Source organism: Acidobacteriota bacterium, from assembly GCA_003225175.1.
In the GTDB taxonomy this organism is placed as follows: Bacteria; Acidobacteriota; Terriglobia; order Terriglobales; family Acidobacteriaceae; genus Gp1-AA112.
Genome location: QIBA01000201.1, coordinates 1 through 1,641, shown reverse-complemented (window position 1 = coordinate 1,641; position 1,641 = coordinate 1). Strand labels below are relative to the sequence as shown.

At 53.4% G+C, this 1,641-nt stretch carries 1 protein-coding gene; it reads left to right on the top strand.

The window, feature by feature from the left end; genetic code table 11:
• On the top strand, positions 1-1,641 hold a 1,641-nt coding region (locus tag DMG62_24530), incomplete at both ends, for a hydrophobe/amphiphile efflux-1 family RND transporter (GenBank protein PYY19516.1).

The following is a 1,641-nucleotide window of genomic DNA, read 5'->3' as shown; positions in this document are numbered from 1 at the left end:
CAGACGGATTCCGTGCGCGAAGGGATGCGCGAGATCGTTAAGACACTGGTGGAGGCGATTCTGTTCGTGGTTGTTGTCGTATTCATCTTTCTACAAGGTTGGCGTGCAACTCTTATTCCGCTCTGCGCCGTGCCGGTTTCACTGGTTGGAACGTTTGTATTATTTCCTTTATTCGGATTCTCGATCAATACGCTTTCGCTTTTCGGGCTAATACTGGCCATCGGCCTGGTGGTCGATGATGCCATTGTTGTGGTCGAAGCCGTCGAGCATCACATAGAACATGGCATGGCGCCACGCGAAGCCACATTGCTGGCAATGCGTCAGGTATCTGGGCCGGTGATAGGTGTCGCCTGTGTGCTTGCTGCGGTCTTTATACCTACGGTGTTTCTTCCGGGGATCACCGGGAGATTATACCAGCAGTTTGCAATAACCATTGCAGTGGCGGTTATCATTTCCGCCTTTAATGCACTTTCCCTAAGTCCAGCGCTTTCTGCGTTGTTGCTTCGTCCGCGCAAGAAAGCCCGTGGCCCGCTCGGCTGGTTCTTTGGCGGCTTCAATCGCGTCTTTAGCAGCGTAACGAATGGTTACGTCAATTGGTCGCGCCATGCCATCCGAAAAAGTGCGCTCAGTCTTGGATTGCTCGTGCTCTTTTTTGTGGGTGCGGGATGGTTCGGCGGGAAGCTACCGCGAAGCTTCCTTCCCGAAGAAGATCAGGGCTACATTTATATGGCGCTGCAACTACCGGATGCCGCGTCGCTCGATCGCACGGATGAGGCGGCGCGTAAAATCGAAGATGTTCTCAGTAAAATACCGGGCATCAAATACACTACGGCTGTCGTCGGGTTTAGCCTTCTTAGCATCGTTCAGGATACTTATAGCGCCTTCTTCTTCGTCACCCTGCAGCCGTGGGAGGAGCGAAAGAAGCCGGAGGAACAATACGAGGTAATCAAGCTGCGGATAAACAAGGAGCTGGCCGGTTTTACTGACGGGATTGCTTTTGCGTTTCCGCCACCTGCTATCCCCGGCGTAGGTACCTCCGGCGGGGTTACCTTTCTGTTGCAAGACCGTGCCGGAAAAGACATTGGGTTTCTTGCCGAGAATTTACAGAAGTTTATGGCCGCCGCGCAAAAACGTCCGGAACTTGCCGGACTCTTCTCAACGTTTCTGCCTAACGTGCCGCAGCTCTTTGTGGACGTCGATCGCGACAAGGTGCTCAAGCAAGGTATCGACATAGGCGAGGTCTACCAAACACTACAGACCTTCATGGGTGGTTATTTTGTCAACTATTTCAACCGCTTCGGACGGACCTGGCAGACCTACATCGAGGCGGAAGGCGATTACCGCGACGACCCGAAGAATGTGGGTCAGTTCTATGTTCGCAATTCGAACAACGACCCCGTTCCACTCGATGCTCTGGCCACGATCAAAAACATCAACGGACCGGAATTCACGTTGCGCTTTAACGAGTATCGCTCGGCGCAAATCAACGCGGCCGCGGCGCCGGGCTATAGCTCGTCGCAAGCGATGAAGGCATTGGAAGAGACCTTCCAGCAATCCATGCCGCCTGAAATGGGCTTTAACTACATGGGCATGTCATGCCAGGAAAAGAAAGCAGAGAAAGGTGTTTCGTCGACCGCAGTG